The sequence below is a fragment of the Salmonella sp. SAL4457 genome (assembly GCF_046548235.1).
Taxonomy (GTDB): Bacteria; Pseudomonadota; Gammaproteobacteria; order Enterobacterales; family Enterobacteriaceae; genus Salmonella; species Salmonella enterica.
Map to the genome: position 1 here is coordinate 1 of NZ_JBGDZO010000270.1, position 305 is coordinate 305.

General features: G+C 61.0%; 1 protein-coding gene. It reads left to right on the forward strand.

The genetic code is table 11. From position 1 onward, the window contains the following. Positions 1–302: hypothetical protein (locus ACLJNW_RS24230; RefSeq protein WP_410961223.1), on the forward strand; the 302-nt coding region annotated here is incomplete at its 5' end. Between the last annotated feature and the right edge of the window lie 3 nt (positions 303–305).

Sequence of the window (305 nt, forward strand, 5' to 3'; positions counted from 1 at the left end):
TGGATGACCTCACCTTCCTGTACCTCACCCATGAGGTCTATCTGGAACCCTACGTTTCCTGCCGTCCGAAAGTCCTGGGCGAACGTTCGTACGTCGCCTGCTGGAACGAAACCTATTCCGGCCGCTCCCCGCTGAATTTCTGGGAATACGACGGGGGCGACTTCCTCGCCCTCAACGACCCGGCACGTGTGTTGGCCGAGGGAAAGTTCGCCAGCGAGCAGCGCATCGGCGAAGCGCCCCTGCCGCTGCCCCTGGATATCGATCTGGACCAGTTGGAGCGGGCCTACTCGCTGATGATGTAAAGG